Genomic DNA, 16687 nt, shown 5'->3' with positions numbered 1-16687 from the left:
TGATGAAAATATTTAACACCCTTACAAATAAGAAGGAAGAATTTAAACCGCTTCGCGAAGGTGAAGTAAGTATTTATGTATGTGGGCCAACGGTTTATAATTATGTTCACATTGGTAATACTCGCCCGATGATCGTCTTTGATGTACTTAGAAGAACATTTGAGTATTTAGGATATAAAGTGACTTTTGTATCAAACTTTACTGATGTTGATGATAAAATCATTAAGGCGGCTAAGGCAGAAGGAATAACTGAAAAAGAACTTACTGATAAATATATTGCTGCTTATGAAGATGTTCGTCGGAATTTGAATTTATTATTCCCAACTTATGCACCTAGAGTTACGAATACGATGGATGCAATCATAAAATTTATTGATAATTTAGTTAAGAGTGGTTATGCTTATGAGGTTGACGGGGATGTTTATTTTAGAGTATCTAAAATTGATGAGTATGGACAATTATCAGGGATCAAAATCGAAGATTTAGTAGCTGGAGCGAGTGAACGAATCGATGAAAATGATAAAAAAGAAGAATCAACTGATTTTGCATTATGGAAAAAGACGGATGAAGGTATTCGCTTTGATAGTCCATGGTCAAAAGGACGTCCTGGCTGGCATACTGAATGTGTAGTTATGATCAACGATATTTTTGAAGGTGGTAAGATTGATATTCACGGTGGGGGACAGGATTTGAAATTCCCACATCATGAAAATGAAATTGCTCAATCAATGGCTTGTCATCATCATCCGATTGCACATACTTGGATGCATAACCAAATGATCAATATTGATAATCAAAAAATGTCTAAATCACTAGGAAATGTTATTTGGGCAAAAGATATGGTTGCTGAATTGGGCTGTAATGTAGTTAAATGGTTTATGTTATCAAGTCATTATCGTAATCCATTAAATTTAACGGAAGAAGTTTTGAATAGCGTGAAAAAAGAAGTTGCTAAAGTTGATAATGTAATCAAATCAGTTTCTTTGTATTTACAAGTTAATCATATCGCTAATGAAAATTATAATAAAGCGGCAGTTGATGGGATGGTTGGAGCTTTAGAAGATGATTTAAATACATCGCTGGCTTTAACTAAAATTCTTGATCAAGTAAAAAAATTGAATCTGGCTTTCCGTCAAAAAGAAAAGAATGATAAAGCTATAGCAATTGAATATCAAACACTATTAAAAATGACTGCAGTGATTGGCTTTGTTTTTGAACCGCGTAAATTAAATGCAGCGGAACTAGAGATATATCAAGCATGGCTTGAAGCTAAACAAAATAAGGATTTTGAAACTGCTGACAAATTAAGAACTCAATTAATTGAAAAGGGGATCATTTAATGCGCCCGGAATTAATCAATGCAAGTGTATTAGCTTATCTGGGTGACAGTATTTTTGAGGTGCTAGTACGTGATTATTTAGTTAAAGAAAGTGGTTTTGTTAAACCGAACGATCTTCAGCGTGAAGCAGTAAAATATGTATCGGCAAGCTCACATGCTGCATTTATGCATGATATGCTGGATGAAGAATTTTTTAGTGCTGATGAAGTTGGAACTTATAAACGGGGACGCAATACCAAAGGGAGTAAAAATGAAAGTCTTGATCATATGCATTCAACAGGATTTGAAGCAGTCATTGGGACTTTATACTTAGAAGAAAACTTTGATCGAATTAAAGTGATCTTTGAGCGGTATAAACAATATATTAATAATAAATAAAATCGAGATAAATTTGAGACGAAATTAGGTGAAAAATATGAAACAATATATATATGGTAAAAACACAATATTAGAAGCTTTAAAGGGAGATAAGAGTGTATATACTGTGTATGTCCAAAACAATGCTAAAGATAATGGCATAATTGAGCAATGTAAAAGAAAAAAAATTCCATTCAAGATTGTTGATAAGTCTGAATTTATCAAGAAACTTGGAAATGTTAGTCATCAGGGAGTGATGGCGGAAATTGAAGAATATCGCTATTATAGTATTGATGAGATCATCAATACTATTCCTGATGGTAAACAGCCACTATTATTAATGCTTGACGGGTTAGAAGATCCACATAATCTAGGAGCAATTTTAAGAACTTGTGATGCTATTGGGGTTGATGGTGTTATCATTGGGAAAAATCGTAGTGTTGGTTTAAATGGGACGGTTGCAAAGGTTTCAACGGGTGCTATTGATCATGTTAAGGTTGCTCAAGTTACAAATTTGACTAGAACATTAGAGGATTTAAAAAAGCGTTCTTTTTGGGTTGTTGGCTGTGATTTAGATAAATCCCAAGATTATCGTCAGGTTGATTATAATATGCCTTTGGTAATAGTAATCGGTTCAGAAGGTTTTGGAATATCAAGACTAGTTAAAAAAAGTTGTGATATCAATGTTGTCTTGCCCATGGTAGGGCATGTTAATTCGTTAAATGCTTCTGTGGCAACAGCAGTGATTTTATATCAGGTATATAATTCTCGTAATCCTTTATAGTAGGAAGGAGGTAACCATGAATGGTTACGAAATCGAAGAATTGTATTATTTATATCGTCAGGGGTGTCCGATTGCACAGGCACTTTTGATTGAATATTGCTACTGGCAAATTAAGATGATGATGCCGGCGTATTGTTATACGATGACATCATATCAGAGTGATTATAAAGATTATCTTCAAGTAGTAATTATTCGTTGTTTATTGGCTTTGGATAATTATCGTCCTGATCGTGGCATGCAGGTTAGAAGTTTTATTTCAATGGTGATCCAAAATACGATTAGTTCTTTAATTGTCAAAAACCAAGGTAAAGTAGTTAGGGAACGGCAAACTTTATTTTCTTTGGATGATTATTGTAGTGATGATGAGCGAATCAGATATGTAGATGCAATCGCTGATAATAAGAGTCCAGATCTACTATTAATTGATCAAGAACAACAAAAGAGGGTTGATGCGTATATTTTAAATGTTTGCTCGGCTTGGGAACAAACGGTAATTGCTTATCATAAGTGTGGTTTTAAAGACCAGGATATTGCTTTGAAGCTTAATAAAGACATTAGAAGTATCTATAATGCTAATTATCGGATTCAAAAAAAGATGGAAAATTCAAATCTATTTGACTAGTCTGTATATTTATGATAAATTATAATAGCGTAGAAATGAGCTGATTATATGAAACAAAAAGTTATTTTAGTGTGTAGTGAGTGTTTGTCACGGAACTACACCATTACAAAAAACAAACGTGTAAATGTAGAAAGACTGGAATTAAACAAATACTGTAAAAAATGCGGGAAGCATACCTTGCATAAGGAAACGAAATAGGAGGACTAAGTGTGAAATTTCGCGATTGGTTTAGTTTAAAAGGGATTAGAAAAGAAATTAAAAATGTCAGTTGGTTATCAAAAAAAGAACTAGCTCAAAATTCAGCAATAGTACTACTATTTTGCTTTGTAATGGGGTTATATTTCTTTGCCGGTGACGCAATTATTGCATTTATTTTAAAGACATTGGGGATGAACTAAAATGACAGGAATGAATGATGAAGGAAGACAATGGTATGTTGTTAATACATACTCTGGTCATGAAAATAAAGTAAAAGAAAACTTGGAAAAACGTGTTGAATCAATGGGATTACAAGATATCCTATTTCAAATTGTTATTCCTGAACATGTTGAAACTGAAATTAAAGATGGTAAGAAAATCAATAAGACTAAAAACATGTTCCCAGGTTATGTATTAGTTGAGATGATCATGACTGATGAAGCATGGTATGTTGTCCGTAATACTTCTGGGGTTACAGGATTTATTGGATCATCAGGTGGTGGAGCAAAACCTTTCCCATTACAAAAAAGTGAGTTAGATCCAATTTTAAAGAAAATGGGATTAAGTACATCAAGTATTGAGGTTGATTATGCTGCAGGTGATGAAGTTAATGTCATCTCTGGACCATTTGCTGGTAAAAGTGGTAAGGTTGAATCAATTGATTTAGAAAAAGAAACTGCTAAAGTATTAGTGGACTTCTTAGGCAACTTAACACCAATGGAAATTGAATTAGTACAATTAGAAAAAGCAGATTTGTAGAATTCATCTACAAATCTTTTTTTATGAGTAAGTAAAACAAATAATTTATTTTACTTAAAAATGTCGATTATTGCGACTAAATTTACTGAAAAATAGTTGACGTGGACTTATAAAGTGGTATACTAAAATAGAAATAGGATTGTTACTTTAAGTAGGCAAGACCAAGAATCATACAGTTTTTTACTGTTGATTTTTGGTCTTTTGTTTTTATTTAGTAATGATACGGGAAAATGAGGAGAAACGGGTATGGAGAAAACGAAAGTAAAAAAACTAGTGACTTCAGCAATTACACTATCAATGGCATTTAGTACATTGGCGCCAAGTATGGTTTTTGCAACTGATGATGTAAAACCTCGTGATATTGTAACTAAAGTCAATCATGCGTTGAATGGGACAGCAACGGCAAACAATAGCGAGACAAGTTATTGGGGGCCAGATAAAGCAATTGATGGAATCGTAAATCGCGATGCTGCTAAACCTGATCAGTCACGCTGGTCAACGAATATGGGAACAACACCGATGGTTTTAACCATTGATTTAAAGGAAGAAAAAGCGTTTAGTGAATTTAAAATTGAATGGGAAAGAAAAAATATTAAAGGTTTTAATATTAGTATTTCTAATGATAATAATGAATATACACCAGTATATACTAAACCAGATGATAGCAATATCACTTCGTTAACTACAACAGTAACATTAGAAAATAGTGTGAGTGCACGTTATGTTAAATTAACAGTAGATAATTATGATGATACTGAGGCAGCTGGCTGGGCTTCTGTATCGCTATATGAATTTGAAGTTTTAGGTGAGGAATCTTATGAAAATTTAGCTGTTGGGGCAACGGCTGTAGCTAGTGGTTCTGAAACAACTAGTTTTGGCCCAGCTAACGTTGTTGATGAAAATATGAAAACACGTTGGGCAAGTACGGCTAATCATGATGATGATAAATGGATTAGTTTAGATTTTGGAACTGCTAAAGATATTGCTTCAGTCACTTTGAAATGGGAACGCCGTAATGCAACAAAGTACAAAATTCAATCGTCAAAAAATGGGACAAGCTGGGAAGATGTAAAAACACTTACTAAAGCACCTAGAGAATTTGATGATATTATTAATTTTGACAATACGATTAATACTCGTTATTTAAGAGTTGTTGTTTCAGATTTTGAAAATCTAGCGGAAGATCGAGATGGTAAGAGTGTTAATTGGCCTACAGTATCATTATATGAATTCGAAGCATATGCAGTTAAACAACAGGTAGATAGCGAACAGATTGTAACGATTGATGATGTAATTAATAATCTAGTAATTCCAGCGGTAGCTAAAGGAGATACAAAGATGGCTTTGCCCCAAGTTCCCGAGGGATTTGAAATTGAGTTTATTGGTGCTGATTATGAACAAATCTTAGATCGTGATTTAACGATTCATCAGCCAATTGTGGATACAATAGTATCTGTAAATTATAAAGTAAAAAAAGGTGATCAAGAAAAGATCACAGGTGCATATAATGTCACGATTCCAGGAAAAAATAGTCCTGATGTCAGCATTAATGCTAAGCCTAAAGTAGTTCCAGAATTAGCCGAATGGGTAGGAACAGAAGGAAGCTTTACAATTAGCGATGATTCTCGGATTGTGATCAATCCAGCTTATAAAGATGATTTAGCATATTTAGCTAAAACATTTAAGGCTGATTATCAAGCACAAACTGGTAAAGAAATTGAAGTAGTATATGCCAATACACCAGGGGCGCATGATTTCTATTTTACATTAGGAAGTAGTGATACCGGGTTAAAAGAAGAAGGTTATTTAATGACTGTTGGAGATAGTGTTAAAGTTGAAGCAGTCGACAAAACAGGGGCTTTCTGGGCAACACAATCAATTTTACAAATTTTAAAGCAAAATAGTAATACGATCCCTAATGGGCAAACTCGTGATTACCCTAAATATGAAGTTCGGGGATTCATGCTGGATGTTGGAAGAATGCCATATTCATTAGATATATTAAAAGATATTGCAAAAAATATGGCTTATTATAAAATGAATGATTTCCAAGTACATTTAAATGATAACTATATTTGGGTTGAAGATTATGGTGATAATGCTTTTGATGCTTATTCTGGGTTTAGACTAGAATCAGATATAAAAGCGGGTGGTAATGGTGGATTAAATCAAGCTGATCTAACTAGCAAAGATGTTTTTTATACAAAAGATCAGTTCCGGACATTTATCCAAGAATGTCGGGATATGGGGGTAGCGGTTGTTCCTGAATTTGATACGCCAGCTCATTCTCTAGCTTTAACGAAGGTTCGTCCAGACTTAGCGATGAAAGATAAATCTGTAGCACGTCACTGGGATCATTTGGATCTAGATAGTATGTATGATGAGAGTTTAGCTTTTACTCAATCAATTTTTAATGAATATATGAATGGTGATGATCCAGTTTTTGATCAAAATACAACAGTTAATGTAGGTACTGATGAATATGATGGTAAGTACGCAGAAAACTTCCGTCAATATACTGATGATATGTTAAAATTTATTCAAGATACAGGACGCGATGTTCGTTTGTGGGGAAGTTTATCAATGCGCAAAGGTTCTACACCAGTTCGTTCTGAAAATGTGCAAATGAACATTTGGAATACAAGTTGGGCTAACCCCAATGAAATGTATAAACAAGGTTTTGATTTAATTAATATGGTTGATGGAACTTTATATATGGTGCCGGGGGCAGGTTATTATAACGATTATTTAAATAGTCAAAATATTTATAATAACTGGCAGCCTAATAATATGGGTGGAACGATCATTCCGGCCGGAGATGAGCAAATGTTAGGTTCTGCATATGCAATTTGGAATGATATGGTTGATAAAAAGGCGAATGGTATAAGTGAATATGATATTTATGATCGTTTTGAAAAAGCTTTACCGGCAATGTCATCTAAATTATGGGGCGATGGTCAAGATTTAAAATATAATGAATTAAATGAAGTAGTTAATTCATTAGGAACTGCCCCAAATTCAAATCCGCGTGATGTTGTAACGAGCAAAAGCGATACAGTATTAAACTATGATTTTAATAAGAGTGAAATCGTTGATAAATCAGGAAACGAGTATAATGTCGTTAATAAAAAGAATGTTGCAACTGTAGCAGGAAAATTTTCTAAAGGCCTAGAATTAAGTGGTGGTGAAAGTTATATTGAAACACCATTAGCAGATATGGGACCGAATAACAGTGTATCTTTCTGGGTGAAAATGGATAAAGACGCAACTGGTGAACAAGTTTTATTTGAATCAGATAAGGGTTCAATTAAAATGTCACAAAAAGATACTGGAAAAGTAGGCTTCTCAAGAATCGGTTATGATTATTCATTTAATTATGAATTACCTAAAGACGAATGGGTAAAATTAGAAATAAAGGGATATGCTAATAAGGCCGAATTGTATGTTAATGGTGAATTAGTAGATACTTTAGCTAAAAATGCAACTGGTGGTAAATACGCAACGTTAACTTTACCGTTAGAAAGAATTGGAAGTAAGACAACATCATTCAAGGGGATTATTGATAATTTAGAGATTTCAACTACTGGTAGTCAAAGTGATGACACTGATTATACAAAGGTAGATAGCAGTAACTTTACTGTATCTACAGATAATGAAAATCCTCAAGCGGGTAATGAAGGACCGATTACTTATGCATTTGATAACAATGAGGTTACTTTCTGGCATAGTAATTATTCCCCATATCAAGCTTTACCAGCAACTGTAGAGATTGATATGAAAGAAGTTCATACTATTAATCAATTTGATTATCTACCACGACAAGATGGTAATACCAATGGGCAAATTACTAAATATGAATTATATATTAAAGAAAATGCGGCAGATGAATATCAAAAGGTTTCTGAAGGAGAATTGGCTGCCAATGCTTCGTTAAAGAAAATTACTTTTGATGCAGCGAATGCTCGATATATTAAATTTGTAGCGTTAGAAGGTACTGGAAATGGCGGAAAATCATTTGCTTGTGCTTCGGAATTTACTGTACGTCAAATTGACTCTAAGGCAGAATTAAGAAAAGTAGTCAACTTAGCAGCTAATTATGAAAAGGAATATTATACAACTGCTTCATGGAATGATTTTGAAACAGCATTAACTAATGCTCAAATGATTCTCGATAAAGCAGATGCTTCATCAACAGAGATTGATGACGCTGCGAGTGCTTTAAAAACAGCGATTGATAGTCTGGTTGAAATTGGTGATGTGGTTAAAACAGAGCTTGAAAGAGTTATTGCTGAAGCGCAATCTATCGATACTACAAAATATACCGATAAAACAGTAGATGTTTTAAAAACAGCATTAGTAAATGCAATTAGTATCAATGGTAATGAAAATGCTACTCAAGAAGAAGTAAATGCAGCAATTACAGCATTAACTAATGCAATTGATGAATTAGAACTAAAAACAGATGTATCAGTTGATAAAACAGATTTAGAAGCTTTATTAAATATTTGTGGTACAATTGATTTGAATAATTACCAAGAAAATGGTAAAGCTGAATTTAAGGCGGCTTACGAGTATGCTTTATCGATCTTTAATGAAGCTGATGCTACAGAACAAGAAATTAGGGATGCAATGAATAGGCTGTTGGAAGCTAAAAAGAATTTAAAGGAAATTGAAGTAACTCCAACTGATCCTGACAAAAATGGTCAAGATAAACCTATTGACAATAAAGTTGAAACGGGAGATAATATAAATGTGCTTTATTCTGCGTCAGGATTAGCATTGGCATCAATTGTGTTTTATTTCAGTAAAAAAAGAAAAAGATCTAATTAAAAATAATTAAAGATAGGGGGAGAGCTAACGCTGTCCCTCTTTGTGTATAATTTAGAAAATTAGGTTTGATAATATAGCAGTTTGATCCCGTTCTTTAAAATATTTCAAAATATGAAAAAAGGAGTTTGATTAATTGATTAGGGGCAAAAAAATTGAAAAAATTAAGGAATCATGGGGATTTTAGATGGTTTCATATATTAAACTTCTTCTTTAATAATTAGAATTTGTATGATGGAATCAAGAAAATTTGCATTTTTAATTCAGATATGTTATTATGCAATGGTACGTTTTAGATAGGAAGTGAGTTAATGAAAGAACAGCGTGTTAAACAATTGAATAATTTTATTAATGAAAATATTATCAAACGGAAAGCTATGTTTATCCCAATCTTAGGGGTATCAGTATTTATGTTAGTAGGTTATGCCGCGGTCGATAAAGAAGCACCAAAAATTGTTTCTAATCGAATCGAGGTTTCATATGGTGACAAAGTAGATTTAGATGCTATTGATATTACAGATAATCAAGATAGTCGTCCGGAAATCGAAGTTACTGCAAATGATCTTAGCAGCGTGAATGTTAATCAGTTAGGTACATATGATTTATCAGTCACGGCAACAGATAGTTTTTCAAACACAGCATCTAAAGTTATTAAAATAGATGTTGTTGATGATGAGGCACCAAAATTTAAGGTTGCTGGAGTCGAAACAGGGTATGTCGTACAAGTACCGATCAATGGAAGTCAAGATATTTCCAGTTATGTAACTGCTTCAGATAATGTTGATGGTGATGTTTCGCCATTCATTGAATCGAATCAGGAATTAGATACGACTAAAGCGGGAATTCAAGATATTAAATTATCAGTTACCGATTCTTCTGGGAATGTAAATGAAAAGACGTTTACTTTTGCAGTATCTGATTTGACTGCTCCAGTAGTTACTTTATCACAAGGAAATGATATTGTAATTGATTATGGTAGCGAATTTAAATTAGAGAACTTTTTAACAGCTACTGATGATCAAAGTGCTGTTACCAACACTGTTACTGGTGAAGTAGACACTAAGAAAGAAAATGAAGTACAAACAATTACTGTTAGTACGCAAGATGAAGCTAAAAATGAAGTTTTAACAACTTTGAATTTTACAGTAAAAGATATAAGTGGACCACAAGTTAATTTGTCAACAAATGCAGTTGAGGTAATTAAAGGTGATGCTTTTGATCCAAGACAATATTTAGTCTCAGCTATTGATAATAAAGATGGTGATGTGACTGGTAATGTTGTAATCGGTAATATTGATACTGGCAGCACAGGAGATAAAGCTGTTACTTATACAGTAAGTGATAGTTCTGGTAATCAAACAGTTGCAACTTTAAATGTAAAGGTTTATACACCGGGAAGTAAAATTTTAGAAACTGCTTATACAAAACTAGGTAGCCCATACGTATGGGGAGCCACGGGACCAAATTCATTTGACTGTTCAGGATTTACATCTTGGGTATATCGTCAGCATGGAATTTCCCTTTCAAGAACTGCGCAAGCTCAATCTCAAGGTGGTAAAGCAGTTGATCGTGCAGATTTACAACCAGGAGATTTAGTCTTCTTTGGTTCAAGTACAAGTAGAATTACTCACGTTGGAATTTATGTTGGAAATGGACAAATGGTTCATTCACCACAAACTGGAGATGTTGTAAAAGTGTCTAGTTTAAATCGTAATTACGTGTGTGCAAGAAGATATTTATAGAAAAGGGCGTTTGTCCTTTTCTTTTTTTTATATTTAGGCATAAGAATATAGGGGAGGTATATAATGAATAGTTTTGATCTTATTAGGGTATTATGTAATACTAGTCCTAAAGCTTATGCTTTAATTACAGGAGCAACAGTTACGGGAACAATGCTAGCATATAGTTTTGAAGAAGGAACGATCGTTGTGGTTGAGGCTCAAGGGTTACCGGCTACCGGTTGTGGTTTAGGGGTACATGGTTTGCATATTCATGAAGGTTCTAGCTGTAGTGGGACACCGGAAAATCCTTTTGGTAATGCTGGAGGACATTATAGTACGACAAATTGTCCACATCCATATCATACTGGGGATCTGCCACCTTTATTTTCTGAGGACGGACAAGCTTGGATGGCGGTATATATTTCTAAATTTACACCAGAGCAAATTGTTGGGCGGACTATTATAATTCATGGAAATGTTGATGATTTTACTACTCAGCCATCGGGAAATTCTGGGCCGATGATTGCTTGTGGTGTGATTAGGGAATTATATCAATAATATTTACTTTTCTTAAGTTAAAAAACAATCTAACTATGGTACAATGTAGTGGCGGAGGTATGAAGATGAGTAAATTATTATTTTTTGATATCGATGGAACACTGATTGAGTGTAATTTAGATATCTATTCAATTACTGAAAATACTAGAAATGCATTAGATAGATTAAAAGAAAATGGACATGATGTTTTCTTAGCTACAGGACGGTGTAAATGTTTTATTACTGAAGGGGTTATGAATTATCCTTTTAGTGGGTATGTGACTTGTAACGGAGCTTATGTAGAATATCATGGTGAGCCAGTATATAAAGCAATAATTCCTAGTGAGGCAATTAAAGCAACGATGGCGTTATCAGAACAATACGATTTTAACTATTATTTTGAAAGTAGTGATTATATCTATGTCCGTGATCAAAATGATGAACGTCATCAGTGGTTTGCAAAAAATTGGGGCATGAAACCGGAGACAGTTATTGATGATTTTGATCCAGAAACGATAGAAACTTACATTGGGATGATTGTTGTTAATGACAAAAAAGATATTTCGCCAATGGTTAATGCATTGAGTAAATATTTTGATGTCCAAAGACATCAAAGTGATTATTCTTTTGATTTAACTTTAAAGGGTGTCTCAAAAGCAGTTGGAATTGAAAAACTGGTAGAACGAATTAATCGAAATATTGATGACACTATTGCTTTTGGTGATGGACGAAATGATATTGAGATGTTGGAAACAGTTAAGATTGGTGTAGCAATGGGAAATGCTGTTGATGAGGCGAAGGCTGTTGCTAACTATGAAACTGATCGAATCGAAAATGATGGCATTGTTAAAGCTTTAAAACATTTTGAATTAATTTGACAGCCTTAGGGCTGTTTTTCAGTTAGTTCTTTATTAAACGGGTATACTTAAAGATGTCTACAACATTCGCTTGAAAGAAGGGATGATTGTGCTATACTTTAACCATAGTGTTTTTAGATTTGAGAAAGGAGATAGGTGTTAGTGCCTTGTTAGATATGATCTTACAATTATTTTGTTTAATAGCTGGTTTTGTCTTATTGATTAAAGGAGCTGATATTTTTGTTGAGGGAGCTTCTAAGCTGGCTTCAAAGCTAAATATTCCCCCAATTGTAATAGGTTTGACGATCGTTGCTTTTGGTACAAGCGCTCCGGAAGCTGCTATTTCTATTACTTCGGCGTTAGGCGGTAATGTTGATTTAGCAGTTGGAAATATTATTGGCAGTAATATAATGAATGTTTTGTTGATTCTAGGAATTACCGGGTGTATCGCTAAACTGAAGGTTAATAATAATACATATCGATATGAAATTCCTTTTGTAATGGTAATAACTCTAGTTTTATTAATGTTAGGAAAGTTTGGCAGATCGATTGATCGATTTGATGGAGTGCTTTTATGGGGATTATTTTTACTGTTTTTATACTATTTATATCGTTTGGTTAAAAAGGGTGAAGAAGTGCCATTGGATGAAGTTGAAGAATTAGATGAAAAAGATACGCTGCTCCGACTAATCATCATGATTGTTTTAGGAATGGCGGCAATTGTAATTGGTAGTAATCTAACGATTGATGCAGCTACATATATTGCTGAAGAATTAGGGGTTAGTCAACGTTTGATTGGATTGACGATTATTGCTTTTGGAACATCGTTGCCGGAGTTAGTGACTTCAATGACAGCAGCTTGGAAAGGTAAGAGTGATCTGGCAATTGGTAATATCGTCGGAAGTAATATTTTTAATATCTTGTTTGTTTTAGGAACAACAGCTTTAATTTCCCCAAAAGCAGTTGCTTTTGAAAGTGGTTTTATTATTGATGGAATCGTTGCAATTGGGGCATTGTTTCTATTATATACTTTTATTGGTAGCGATGGGTATTTAAAAAAGAGTGGGGCAATTATTATGCTGATTGGCTATTTGGCATATTTTGTAAGCATTTTATAGGAGAAATATATGATTAAATTAGGTCATCGGGGATATAGTTCTAAATATCCAGAAAATACAATGTTAGCTTTTAAAGCTGCAATTGATGGTAATTTTGATGGTGTTGAAACAGATGTACAACTAACGAAAGATAATAGGCTAGTCTTGATTCATGATGAAAAGATTGATCGGACTTCTAATGGTAAAGGGTATGTAAAAGATTATACCTATGATCAATTGTGCCAATTTAATTTTAACTATCGTTTTGATGGAATCGAGGCAAAAATTCCGTTGTTAGAGGAATTGTTAGATTATTGTATTGGTAAAGATGTAATCTTAAATATTGAAATAAAAACTGATAAGATTCAGTATCCGAATATTGAAAGAATGACTTATATGATGATCAAAGAAAAGGGCTTATTAGATCGAGTAATGTTTTCATCGTTTCATTTAGAGAGTTTGCTTAATCTTAGAGAACTTGATGATAGTATTTATCTTGGCTATTTGTATGAAGATAATTATCAAGTCAATAAAGCTAAAGTATTTGAATATCGTTTTAATGGAGCACATCCTAAATATACTTTTTTAAATGAAAAGGAAATCAATGATTATTTGCGTCGGGGTATAGATGTAAATACTTGGACAGTAGATAGTGATGATATTAAAGATTTTTTAGTTGATGAGGGTGTTAAAACAATAATTACGAATAAAGATATCTAGGGTAAAAAGACCCTAGATTTTTTCTCATCCAGTAAATTAAGCAGTGATACAAGTGTTAGCGTTTTCATTGTAAAGTTAGTGTTTTTGTTGTGAAAAAATGCACAATATTACTTGTGTTTTTTGCAAATTTGGGGTACACTATCGGTGGAAACAAATTAAATATTTCACAATGAATCGGAGGAAGAAATAATGGCAGAAAAAAAAGCTGTTAACAAAGTAGTTGAACCAACTAATGAAGAAATCGATGCTCATGTTGATCAACTAGTTGCAAAAGCTCAAGTAGCTTTATCAAAATTTGAAGAATTCACTCAAGAACAAGTAGATTACATCGTAGCTAAATGTTCAGTTGCTGGACTTGATGCTCATGGTACATTAGCTGAAGCTGCAGTTAATGAAACTGGACGTGGTGTATTTGAAGATAAAGCAGTTAAAAACTTATTTGCTTGTGAATATGTAACAAGTAACTTACGTCACTTAAAAACTGTTGGTATCATCAATGAAGATCCACTTTTAGGAATCACTGAAATTGCTGAACCAGTAGGTGTTGTTTGTGGTATCGTTCCAACAACTAACCCAACTTCTACAGTAATTTTCAAATCATTAATTTGTTTAAAAACAAGAAACCCAATTATCTTCTCATTCCATCCAAGTGCTCATGCATGTTCAGTAATGGCTGCTGTAGTAATTAGAGATGCTGCAATCGCTGCTGGGGCTCCAGAAGATTGTATCCAATGGTTAGATCTTAAATCAATGTATGCAACTACTGCATTAATGAAACACCCAGGTGTTGCTACAATCTTAGCAACTGGTGGTAATGCAATGGTAGCTGCTGCTTACTCTTGTGGTAAACCTGCATTAGGTGTAGGAGCTGGTAACGTTCCTGCTTATGTAGAAAAAACTTGTGTATTACCTAGAGCTGTAAATGACATCGTATTATCAAAATCTTTCGATAACGGTATGATCTGTGCTTCTGAACAAGCTGCTATCGTTGATACTGAAATCTATGATGCATTCATGAAAGAAATCAAAAGATTCAAAGTTTACTTTGTAAATAAAGAAGAAAAAGCAAAATTAGAAACATTTATGTTTGGTGCTGTAGCATACAGTGATAACGTAAACGCTGCTAAGTTAAATCCAAACGTAGTTGGTAAACCTGCTACTTGGATCGCTGAACAAGCTGGATTCAAAGTACCAGAAGATACTCAAATTATCTGTGCAGAATGTAAAGAAGTTGGTCCAAATGAACCATTAACAAGAGAAAAATTATCTCCAGTATTAGCTGTATTAAAAGCTAAAAATACTGATGATGGTATCTTAAAAGCAACTCAAATGGTTGAATTCAATGGTTTGGGTCACTCTGCTGCAATTCATACAGAAGATCATGAAATTTCTAAGAAATTTGGACATGCATGTAAAGCAATCCGTATTATCGAAAACGCTCCATCTACATTCGGTGGTATTGGTTCTGTTTATAATGCATTTATTCCATCATTAACATTAGGTTGTGGTTCTTACGGACATAACTCTGTATCAAACAACGTAAGTGCTGTTAACTTAATCAATATTAAGAGAATCGGGAGACGTAATAACAATATGCAATGGGTTAAACTTCCTCCAAAAATTTATTTCGAAAGAAATTCGATTAAATATTTAAGAGACATGAAAAAAATGGAAAAAGCCATGATCGTTACAGATAGAGGTATGTACAATCTTGGTTATGTAGAAAAAATCGAAGATGTTATTAGAAGAAGAAGAAATCAAGTTGATTTAGAATTATTCTTTGACGTAGAACCAGATCCAAGTTTCGATACAGTTCAAGCTGGTCTTGAATTAATGAACAAATTCCAACCTGATACAATTATCGCATTAGGTGGGGGTTCTTCAATGGATGCTGCTAAAGTAATGTGGTTATTATATGAAAATCCAGAAGTATGTTTCGATGATATCAAACAAAAATTCATGGATATCAGAAAACGTGCATTCAAATTCCCTGAATTAGGTAAAAAAGCTAACTTAATCTGTATTCCTACAACTTCAGGAACAGGTTCAGAAGTTACTCCATTCTCAGTTATTACAGATAAATCTTGTAACAAGAAATATCCATTAACTGACTATGCTTTAACTCCAACAGTAGCTATCGTTGACCCTGAATTCGTTATGTCTTTACCAGCTGCAATTGCTGCTGATACAGGTATCGACGTATTAACTCATGCAGTTGAAGCTTACGTATCTATCTTAGCTTCTGACTTTACTGATGGATGGGCTAAACAAGCCGTTAAATTAGTATTTGATTACTTAGAAGAATCAGTTAAAGAAGGAACTCCTTTATCTAGAGAAAAAATGCACAATGCTGCAACAATCGCAGGTATGGCTTTCGCTAATGCATTCTTAGGTATGAACCACTCATTAGCTCATAAAATTGGTGGGGAATTCCACGTACCTCATGGACGTACTAATGGTATCTTATTACCACACGTTATCAGATATAACGGAAGTATGCCAACTAAATTAAACATCTGGCCAAAAATTGAAAACTTCAAAGCTGATGTTAAATATATGGAATTAGCTCAATTAATCGGATTAAATCCTAAAACTCCTGCAGAAGGTGTTCAAATGTTTGCTGACGCTTGTGAAGAATTATGTCACAAAGTTAATTTAGCATCTAACATCGAATCTCAAGGAATCGATAAAAAAGATTGGGATGAAGCAATTCACAGAATGGCTATGAATGCTTATGAAGATCAATGTACTCCAGCAAATCCAAGAATGCCTATGGTACATGATATGGAAGCAATCTTAAGAACTATTTGGGATTATAAAAATAAATTCGATAAATAATAATGTTTATCTTTGAGGCAACACCAAGTGT

14 protein-coding genes are annotated in these 16687 nt (G+C 33.6%); all 14 read left to right on the top strand.

Features of this window, described 5'->3' with window-relative positions; all coding sequences use genetic code 11:
* The first annotated feature begins 2 nt into the window (after positions 1-2).
* The 14 genes from cysS to adhE all read left to right on the top strand — a co-directional run bounded on the left by cysS (position 3) and on the right by adhE (position 16656).
* Positions 3-1340 carry a cysteine--tRNA ligase gene (gene cysS / locus KTF99_RS04275; RefSeq protein ID WP_008793072.1) on the top strand — a complete coding sequence of 446 codons (1338 nt, stop codon included), beginning with the start codon at positions 3-5 and terminating at the stop codon, positions 1338-1340.
* The gene (locus KTF99_RS04270; RefSeq protein WP_003537000.1) at positions 1340-1717 is read left to right on the top strand and encodes a Mini-ribonuclease 3; all 378 of its coding nucleotides are present in this window, start codon (positions 1340-1342) and stop codon (positions 1715-1717) included. The genes cysS and KTF99_RS04270 overlap by 1 nt, the downstream gene beginning before the upstream one ends.
* Before the next feature lie 37 nt (positions 1718-1754).
* Entirely contained in the window at positions 1755-2480 is a 726-nt protein-coding gene (gene rlmB / locus KTF99_RS04265) for a 23S rRNA (guanosine(2251)-2'-O)-methyltransferase RlmB (protein WP_008793071.1), read from the top strand.
* 16 nt (positions 2481-2496) lie between these two features.
* Entirely contained in the window at positions 2497-3102 is a 606-nt protein-coding gene (locus tag KTF99_RS04260; protein WP_003537002.1) for a sigma-70 family RNA polymerase sigma factor, read from the top strand.
* Between the two features lie 48 nt (positions 3103-3150).
* Complete coding sequence (rpmG, locus tag KTF99_RS04255; protein ID WP_009009294.1) at positions 3151-3300, top strand: 50S ribosomal protein L33; 150 nt, start codon at positions 3151-3153, stop codon at positions 3298-3300.
* Positions 3301-3311: 11 nt separating this feature from the next.
* Entirely contained in the window at positions 3312-3500 is a 189-nt protein-coding gene (gene secE / locus KTF99_RS17005) for a preprotein translocase subunit SecE (RefSeq protein WP_003537003.1), read from the top strand.
* Between the two features lies 1 nt (position 3501).
* Complete coding sequence (gene nusG / locus KTF99_RS04245; RefSeq protein ID WP_003537004.1) at positions 3502-4059, top strand: transcription termination/antitermination protein NusG; 558 nt, start codon at positions 3502-3504, stop codon at positions 4057-4059.
* A gap of 246 nt (positions 4060-4305) precedes the next feature.
* Positions 4306-8889 (top strand): discoidin domain-containing protein, encoded by a 4584-nt coding sequence (locus tag KTF99_RS04240; protein ID WP_003537005.1) that lies wholly within the window; start codon positions 4306-4308, stop codon positions 8887-8889.
* Between the two features lie 308 nt (positions 8890-9197).
* Positions 9198-10628 (top strand): C40 family peptidase, encoded by a 1431-nt coding sequence (locus tag KTF99_RS04235; RefSeq protein WP_217215463.1) that lies wholly within the window; start codon positions 9198-9200, stop codon positions 10626-10628.
* A 63-nt stretch (positions 10629-10691) separates the two neighbouring features.
* Entirely contained in the window at positions 10692-11165 is a 474-nt protein-coding gene (locus KTF99_RS04230) for a superoxide dismutase family protein (protein WP_008793067.1), read from the top strand.
* Positions 11166-11230: 65 nt separating this feature from the next.
* Entirely contained in the window at positions 11231-12022 is a 792-nt protein-coding gene (locus KTF99_RS04225; RefSeq protein ID WP_008793066.1) for a Cof-type HAD-IIB family hydrolase, read from the top strand.
* 155 nt (positions 12023-12177) lie between these two features.
* Positions 12178-13119, top strand: a complete 942-nt coding sequence (locus KTF99_RS04220; RefSeq protein ID WP_039883857.1) for a calcium/sodium antiporter — start codon at positions 12178-12180, stop codon at positions 13117-13119.
* Positions 13120-13128: 9 nt separating this feature from the next.
* Positions 13129-13818: a glycerophosphodiester phosphodiesterase gene (locus tag KTF99_RS04215; RefSeq protein ID WP_003537014.1), complete on the top strand. Its 690-nt coding sequence runs from the start codon at positions 13129-13131 to the stop codon at positions 13816-13818.
* A 189-nt stretch (positions 13819-14007) separates the two neighbouring features.
* Positions 14008-16656, top strand: coding sequence for a bifunctional acetaldehyde-CoA/alcohol dehydrogenase (gene adhE / locus KTF99_RS04210; RefSeq protein WP_003537016.1), 2649 nt, complete (start codon positions 14008-14010; stop codon positions 16654-16656).
* Positions 16657-16687: the final 31 nt, after the last annotated feature.

This window comes from Erysipelatoclostridium sp. MSK.7.34 (assembly GCF_019041935.1).
In the GTDB taxonomy this organism is placed as follows: domain Bacteria; phylum Bacillota_I; class Bacilli_A; order Erysipelotrichales; family Coprobacillaceae; genus Thomasclavelia; species Thomasclavelia ramosa.
Note: the sequence above shows the minus strand (reverse complement) of the source record. Positions and strands in the feature narration are given on the sequence as shown.

Excerpts from the sequence above, each read along its gene's own strand:
- KTF99_RS04260 (WP_003537002.1), top strand. The coding sequence starts at position 2,497 with ATGAATGGTTACGAAATCGAAGAATTGTATTATTTATATCGTCAGGGG.
- KTF99_RS04270 (WP_003537000.1), top strand. The coding sequence starts at position 1,340 with ATGCGCCCGGAATTAATCAATGCAAGTGTATTAGCTTATCTGGGTGAC.
- KTF99_RS04240 (WP_003537005.1), top strand. The coding sequence starts at position 4,306 with ATGGAGAAAACGAAAGTAAAAAAACTAGTGACTTCAGCAATTACACTA.
- KTF99_RS04230 (WP_008793067.1), top strand. The coding sequence starts at position 10,692 with ATGAATAGTTTTGATCTTATTAGGGTATTATGTAATACTAGTCCTAAA.
- cysS (WP_008793072.1), top strand. The coding sequence starts at position 3 with ATGAAAATATTTAACACCCTTACAAATAAGAAGGAAGAATTTAAACCG.
- KTF99_RS04220 (WP_039883857.1), top strand. The coding sequence starts at position 12,178 with ATGATCTTACAATTATTTTGTTTAATAGCTGGTTTTGTCTTATTGATT.
- KTF99_RS04235 (WP_217215463.1), top strand. The coding sequence starts at position 9,198 with ATGAAAGAACAGCGTGTTAAACAATTGAATAATTTTATTAATGAAAAT.
- rpmG (WP_009009294.1), top strand. The coding sequence starts at position 3,151 with ATGAAACAAAAAGTTATTTTAGTGTGTAGTGAGTGTTTGTCACGGAAC.
- adhE (WP_003537016.1), top strand. The coding sequence starts at position 14,008 with ATGGCAGAAAAAAAAGCTGTTAACAAAGTAGTTGAACCAACTAATGAA.
- KTF99_RS04215 (WP_003537014.1), top strand. The coding sequence starts at position 13,129 with ATGATTAAATTAGGTCATCGGGGATATAGTTCTAAATATCCAGAAAAT.
- nusG (WP_003537004.1), top strand. The coding sequence starts at position 3,502 with ATGACAGGAATGAATGATGAAGGAAGACAATGGTATGTTGTTAATACA.
- rlmB (WP_008793071.1), top strand. The coding sequence starts at position 1,755 with ATGAAACAATATATATATGGTAAAAACACAATATTAGAAGCTTTAAAG.
- KTF99_RS04225 (WP_008793066.1), top strand. The coding sequence starts at position 11,231 with ATGAGTAAATTATTATTTTTTGATATCGATGGAACACTGATTGAGTGT.